The sequence below is a fragment of the Kitasatospora sp. MY 5-36 genome (assembly GCF_001182915.1).
Lineage (GTDB): Bacteria > Actinomycetota > Actinomycetes > Streptomycetales > Streptomycetaceae > Kitasatospora.
In genome coordinates, this window is sequence record NZ_LFVW01000606.1 from 1 (window position 1) to 6,933 (window position 6,933).

4 protein-coding genes are annotated in these 6,933 nt (G+C 66.8%); 3 read left to right on the forward strand and 1 reads right to left on the reverse strand.

Features of this window, described 5'->3' with window-relative positions; translation table 11 throughout:
- Positions 1 to 31 precede the first annotated feature (31 nt).
- Positions 32 to 3,901, reverse strand: a complete 3,870-nt coding sequence (locus tag AE652_RS31400; RefSeq protein WP_049657701.1) for a hypothetical protein — start codon at positions 3,899 to 3,901, stop codon at positions 32 to 34.
- A 119-nt stretch (positions 3,902 to 4,020) separates the two neighbouring features.
- Here AE652_RS31400 and AE652_RS31405 point away from each other — a divergent pair, with 119 nt between their 5' ends.
- The 3 genes from AE652_RS31405 to AE652_RS46750 form a co-directional block, all read left to right on the forward strand.
- The gene (locus tag AE652_RS31405) at positions 4,021 to 4,599 is read left to right on the forward strand and encodes an NADAR family protein (protein WP_082346093.1); all 579 of its coding nucleotides are present in this window, start codon (positions 4,021 to 4,023) and stop codon (positions 4,597 to 4,599) included.
- Entirely contained in the window at positions 4,596 to 5,756 is a 1,161-nt protein-coding gene (locus AE652_RS31410; protein WP_049657703.1) for a hypothetical protein, read from the forward strand. The genes AE652_RS31405 and AE652_RS31410 overlap by 4 nt, the downstream gene beginning before the upstream one ends.
- A gap of 68 nt (positions 5,757 to 5,824) precedes the next feature.
- On the forward strand, positions 5,825 to 6,933 hold a 1,109-nt coding region (locus tag AE652_RS46750), incomplete at its 3' end, for a hypothetical protein (protein ID WP_159028601.1).

Genomic DNA, 6,933 nt, shown 5'->3' on the forward strand with positions numbered 1-6,933 from the left:
CCCGAAGATTGATCACAACATCACACAGGCCCTAAGGCCTGACCAAGGGAATCTCGCGAGGCACGCGTGCGAGGGCTGCGCGGATCAGGTCAGCGACGTCAGGGACGTCGAGGCCGAGTTCGCGCAGCCAATGGGCTGTTTCAACGAGGGACATGCGGGCATGCCGGGCAACCGCCGCAAGGCAAGGCAGCGAATAGGAGTAGCTGGATGCGCCTTCGCGATAATTGATGGCGCTGTGATACCCCTCGGCCAACGCCATAGCTTGCCGCAAACCCAGACCGTCTGGTGGATCAGATCTACTAAGAGTGATCCCGTACGCCGTCAAGCGACCCACAACGTCATTTGGATGTACACCGACCTCGCCCGCGACGGCTAGCACATTGTAATACGGAACAACCTGACCGACGCTCATGCCGTACCACCAGGTATCGCCATGCAAGATCCGACTCAATAGAATCTTGTCCAGACCTCGTGGCTCCTCCGGGAATCGCAATCCTGCCACTATTCCATAGGCTTCCAATCGCCGCACGATCACGCCAGGCGAATCTCCCTCCTGCCAAATTATATCGAATAGTTGGTAGAATTCAATGGACCCGTCCGGCACCATCGCTTTCCTGCCATGGCGAGTCTTCCCACTAAGGATCTCCTTGTCTCTGGGAATTCGAGACTTCGGCACGGGCAAGAGACGAAACCCAAGTGACGACAAAGTCTCAAATACAACCTCAACCGAAATTCCCAGCTTTTCACTCGCGTACAGCAAATGCCCTGGGGGGACCACCGTTGCCGAGCTAAGCCACGGCCAGCGACCATCTAAATTCTCACTCAACAATCTGAGCTTTTCTAAGTCCAGTTCAAGTGGAAAGCTCGCGAGCTCAACTTTCCTCCCAAAAGCCTCCAAGCGCCGCACGATTTCAGATCTGTCAATTCCGAGGCTCATCGCCGCCTGAGCTACGTGCCCGGGCGGCACCGCCAAGTGTGCTGGCAGCCATCCGAACGGCCGGACCTCCTGGTTGCGACTCAGAATCCTAAGTGTCTCCTCCGTAAGCAGGTGCTCGGGCAAGGACTCATCAGGCACATCAAACCCATACCGGCGGAGATGATCTGCAGCCTCTGTCAGCCCGACCCCCAGCATACGGTGAAGAGGAACAAGGTCCGCAGGCTCGACCTTGCCAACGATACTATGCCCGACTTCCGACACAGTATTGAGAACATCAATCTCCTGACGAAACGAGCGGGTTTTGACGTTCGCAAACCCGCCTGGGTCCAACTCAAGCACTCCGAGCGCCCGCGCCCTGAGCGCCGCCTGGTAAGGACTCCGCCCGGTTAGCTCGGCGTACTCATAAATATTAGACGGCTTAGACACTGCTCCAAACGAGGCCAGCCGTCCCGAGGTTTGACGCCCTTCGTTGGCCAGAAACCTGTCCGACGGGAGTGCACACAGCAAGCCGGTGACATCAGATAGTTCGGGCACGAGGCAGATCAGTTCATCTAAAAGCAGACTAGGGCAGTAGACAAGTACACGCCAAAGATATATATGGTCCGGCAGGTTTATGCACCAGTGCGCTCGAATATCGTGATCCCCGGACAGAAAATGCGGCCCGAGTTCTAGGTCAAGTTCAAAGAAACCAACCGAAGCAAGGTCAACATCCCTGCCGTTGTGTCGGATCATCACCTTGGAAGCCATCGCAGCCTCGGCGATCGCATCCGCAAGCCGGGGACTATTTTCGACCATCGACAGCAACCAATTATATGAGACAAAGGATTCAGCATCAATGACCAACGCATTCGCGGCTTCGCCAATCAGATTGGCAATGCCAGAAGGAAGGTAGTCGAGCACCTGAGTGCGGTCGACCGAAATGTGTGCCGGAGCATAGCGCGCGCACAGGTTAATCACCAAGCCAAAAGGCCGGATCGATCCCCTGGACAAGATATTCGGGCTTGACGGAGGCTCAACCATGAGCCCATCCACCAACAAGGCACCCTTACCTTCACACCAAAATATGTCCACACCTGCAGGGGCCCCCTCCCAGACTTTCGTTCGCCCCTGAGCATGGGTCAGCCTACCAATATCAAGAACACCCCGCTCCCAAACTTCTACCCGGCTCCCATGTTCGGCCCGAGTGGTGAACTCCGCCAGACCCAGCACACTGGAGAGCACACTCACACACGATTGCGCTTGATCCCCCTCCACGCCTCCCCTAAAGTAAAGTCGCACGTGGGTATAGGACTCAATACCTCGCTCCGCCAACTTGGTGATCTTGAAAAGATGACCCGGCCCAAAAATGGATGCTTCTAGCACCGGCCCCGCCAGCCCCGTTCGCTGATCCATCCGGCACGTGGTGACCCGAATCTCGTCCGCCAACATGAAATAGCTGAGCACCCCTATACCGAATCGACTGTTCGGAAAAAGCTCGATCGGTGGTGCGACCGCTGCCCATCTCGCTTCCTCCAACTTATAGGCCGATTGGTCGGCAAATCGGGCACCTGCCTGCGAGAACTCCCCACGCAGCTGGGACTCCCCCATCCCCACTCCGTTATCACGGCACTCCAGATATGGCCGGCCGTCCTCATCTTTTCCCTGGACGAAGCTGATGGCACCCTCGTAATCCTGGATCGGATGCCCGGTCGCCCGTAGGTACTTCGTGCGGGCCTCGCGGTAACGGCAAGCGTCCAGCGCGTTCTGGTACAGCTCGCGGACAGCCAGGTTACGGTCCTTGTAGAGCTGTGTGCCCATCAGCATGTCCCGCACGCGCCGCTCGTCGAGGCGGAACTTGACCCAGTCGACAATGCTCGGGTCGGAGGCCGTCACATCCTCCATCGAGAGCCGCTGGGGTATCTGCGGCATGGCATGGGTAACTCTGTCTGGGATCACCCGGTGGATTCCGTGCAGCAGTTCGTCAAGTCTGACGATGTGCTCCCCGAGCGCCTCCTTCACGGCACCGTGATGGTAGATCGCGTCAAGTACGGGCAGCCCCTCTGGGCCTCCCCAGGTGGCCTGTTCGAGCGTCTCCCGTAGCTGTTCTGGCCTCACCGGTTCGGGGATGCCGATGTGCTCCACGATGGCGTCCGAGAGCGCGGTCATCTCGATGGCCATCCCGTGGGCCAGCGCGAGCAGCAGGGCGAGGCGCCGCTCCCGGACCAGCTGTCGGCCGGGGCCTCCCCGGAGCGTCTGCTCCGGCTTGAGCTCATCCAGGTGCTCGCCGGAGCAGACGTCCGGGCCGCGCCGGAGGCCCTGCAGCAGCTTCCGCAGCCGGGCCTGGTCCAGTACCTCCCGGAGCAGGGATCCTGGCGGCACGATCCGGTCCACGAGGTCCGGGAAGCCCTCGTCTCCCCGCTCGACCAGCAGCCAACGGCGGTAGAGCCACCAGCCGATCGGCTCCCGGGCCTCCGGTCGGAGTTGTGCCCGGCTGAGCAGGATGCCGTGTTCGGCCAACGAGCGCTGGTAGGAGAGCCGATCGCCGGTTGCCGAAGGATCCTGACTCAGATCGGTCGGGCCCGCGCCAAGGTGCCGTACAGCCGTCTCCTCCTGGTACACCTGGTGGATCAGCGGCACCAGGAGCAGCAGCGCGGCCTCGGCGGGGCAGAGGTCCGGGGGCAGGTACACCTCTGCCTGGCGCAGGAAGCGCAGGCCGCAGCCCGGATCCTGCCAGGGGTCGGCGGCCAGGGCCCGCTGCGCCTGGTCGTGAAGCATGTGGAGTCGGCCGGCCACCACGGCGGCTTCCTGCCGGTACGGCTCGACGGCCGCCCAGGCCCGGGAGTTCCAGACCTCCTGCGCCCAGGGCCCGAGTTGCGGCGGTCCGGCGGGCGATCCGTTCTGGTAGACGTTCATGACGCCCGCTTGGGCCATCATCCCGTTGACCGTGCCGCCACCGACCTGGTTGTGGATGTCGTACCGTTCCATACCCGCCCGCCCCGAAGACTCATCCGCGTGCGGAAATCCTAGGAGCCGGGCCACCACCCCGAGGGCGATACGCCGCGAAACGGTTAGCGGGCATGTTGCCTTTATGTCAGACTGACGATATGAGCGAGATGCACGTGGGGGACCTGTCCACCGTCCGCAGCCGCGAGGAGTTGGCCGTGGCGATGGCCGACGGGGTGCGGCCGAAGTGGGTGATGTTCTGGGGGCACACCGAGCGCAAGGGCGGCGGGACCCGGCAGGAGTGCCTGAGCCAGTGGTGGCCCGGCGAGTTCACCGTCGACGGGGTCGCGTACGCCTCCGCCGAGCACTGGATGATGGCCGGCAAGGCCCGGATGTTCGGTGACGAGGACATCGTGCGGCAGGTGCTGGCGGCCCGCACGCCCGCCGAGGCGAAGAAGCTGGGGCGGCTGGTCAAGGACTTCGACGAGAAGGCCTGGGTGGACGGCCGGTTCGAGCTGGTGGTGGCGGGCAACGTCGCGAAGTTCGGGCAGGACGAGGCGCTGCGCAGCTACCTGCTGGGCACGGGTGACCGGGTGCTGGTCGAGGCCAGCCCGGTGGACCGGATCTGGGGCATCGGGCTCGCCGCCGACGACATCCGGGCCCAACAGCCCGCCGAGTGGCGCGGGTTGAACCTGCTCGGCTTCGCCCTGATGGAGGCGCGGGCACGACTGGCCGCATGAGCGGGATCGCTCCGCTGCTGGACGGGACGGTCGTGGCCTCGGCCGCCGCCGCCCTGTTCCTGGCGCCGCGGGTGCTGCGGCGGGAGGCCGGGCCCGCGCGGCGCGGGCGCTCGTACGGGCCGGAGCCGGTGCTGGCGGCCGTCGTCGCGCTGATCTACCTCAACCAGGTGCTCGTCGCGGTCTACGTGAACCGCGTCCACCACGGCGACGTCTCCTTCATCACCCGCTACCTCCAGCCCGGCTGGTTCGACGTGCCCCGCCTCGACGCCCTCGCCGCCCGCTTCCCCGCCCCGGAACTCCTCGCCCCGTCCGTCCTGCGGGTCCAGGCGTTCCTCGAACTGCCGCTGGTACTGCTGGCGTTCGTCGCCGTCGTCCGCCGTCTGGACCGCGCGCTGTACGTCCGGCTGGCCCGCTCGCCGCTGGTCCCGCTGGCCGCCGCCTCGTACACGGTGGCGTTCTGCGCGGTGGAGTGGGACCTGCGGAACCCGTACACCGTGGACGACCTCGTCCTGCGTACGCTCGCGGCCTGCCTCACCCCTCCCCTGATCGCCTGGCTGGCCCGACGCGAAACCGGAGCCGAACCCGGAGCCGGAGCCGAGGCCGAGGCCAAGCCCGTACCCGAGCCCGGACCCACCCGCAGCCTGTTCCGCTTCGCCCTCGACCTGTGGGCGTACGGCCAGCTGATGCTGGTGCTGTACGACACCGCGCTGCTCTACAACCTCGCCCGGCTCGGCGACCATCTCCCGTCCGCCGCAGTCGCGTTGGCGGTGCTCGTCGCCACCCGCACCGTCCCGCCCCGAGGCCCGCGCCCGCAACCCGGCCCGTACACCGCCACCCTCGCGGGGACGATCGGTCGGGCGCTCGCGCTGTTCCTCGTCCCCGCCCTGTCGATCCGCTACTCGGAGTCCTTCGGCACTCCCGAACTCGCCGCCCTGGCAGGGCTCCTGGTGATCGGCGCGGCGGCCCGCCGGGACGCACCACGGCTCCTGCTGCCCGCCCTGGCGGGCGCGGTGGTCGGATACGCCGTCGCGGCCCTCGCGCCCGGCCCGTACTACGAGGCGACCCTCCTGCGGAGCGCGACCGGCGCACTTCTCGCAACGACCGCCCTCTGCGCGCTCCTTGACACCACTCGGGCACGACTGGTCGTGCGCTCGTAACTCCCCAGCCACATACTGTCGCCAAGATGTCACGCAGTCAGGGTCCGGATGGACAGGTTGGGGCGATCATGCGCATGCGGCCGACGGAACAACCCGCGGGCGGGCAGCCGGAGGGCGAGCTGCAGGCCGCCGAACTCCGCGCGGAGCTGGACGAATTACTCCGCGCGAGCCGCTACGCGAGCCAACGCGAACGGCGCCTGAACGAGGCGATCCGGGCGACCCCGGGCCGTCAGCGGCCGGACGGGGAGCTGCTGCGCCAGCTCGCCCAGGCCCGGACCCTGCGCGAGGGCCTGGGCGCCCGCTGCCTCCAACTCAGCGACCAGCTGGAGGCGTTGGAGAGCCGGATCCGCCACCAGCACCAGCCGCCACCGCCACAGCAGCAGCACCCCCAGCAGCAGCAACAGCCGGCCCCGCAGGCCCCGCAACCGCCGCGACAGCACCACCAGCCACCCCGGCACCAGGCCCCGCCGCCGCCCGTCCGCCCCGACCTCGGCGCCCTCACCGAGCGGATCACCGCCCTCCACCGGGCCGGCTCCCTCGCCGAGGCCACCGAGGTGATCGACACGGCCGCCGCCCGCCTCACCTCCGCCGACGCGGCGCTGCTGGTCGGCATGCTGGCCCGGTACGGCCCGACCGGCGGCTCGCTCCACCTCGCCCGCAGCATCGCCCGGACCGCGCCCGACCACTCCGTCGCCGTGCTCGCCGAGCTGCGCGAACTGGGCCTGGCCGAGGAGGCGGCCGAGGTGTTCCACGCCTTCTGGGGCTACCCGGCCGCCTCCGTGCCCGGCCTGCTCTCCGCGCTGGACCAGGCCGGACTGGCCGCCGACAGCGCGACCCTGCTCTGGGAGTGGGGGTCGGCGCCGATGCCCGAGCTGACCTCCCTGGCCGCCTGCCTCCAGCAGCACGGCCGCGCCGACGACGTCCGGACGCTGCTGCGCCAGGCCGCCGGCCGCTCCACCGCCGACCTCGCCGCCCTCGCGACCGGACTGCCGCCCGCACTCGCCACCCTCCTGCTGGGCGAACTGGCCGTCCTGCGCCCGCCCGCCGAGGTGGTCGGGCTGGCCACCGCCCTGGACGGCGCGGGCAACTCCGAGCTGTACGCGCAGCTGCTGGCCGCGCTGCTCGCCGACGAGGCCCGCCACCGCACCACCCTCGCCGCCCTGCGCACCGCCGGCCT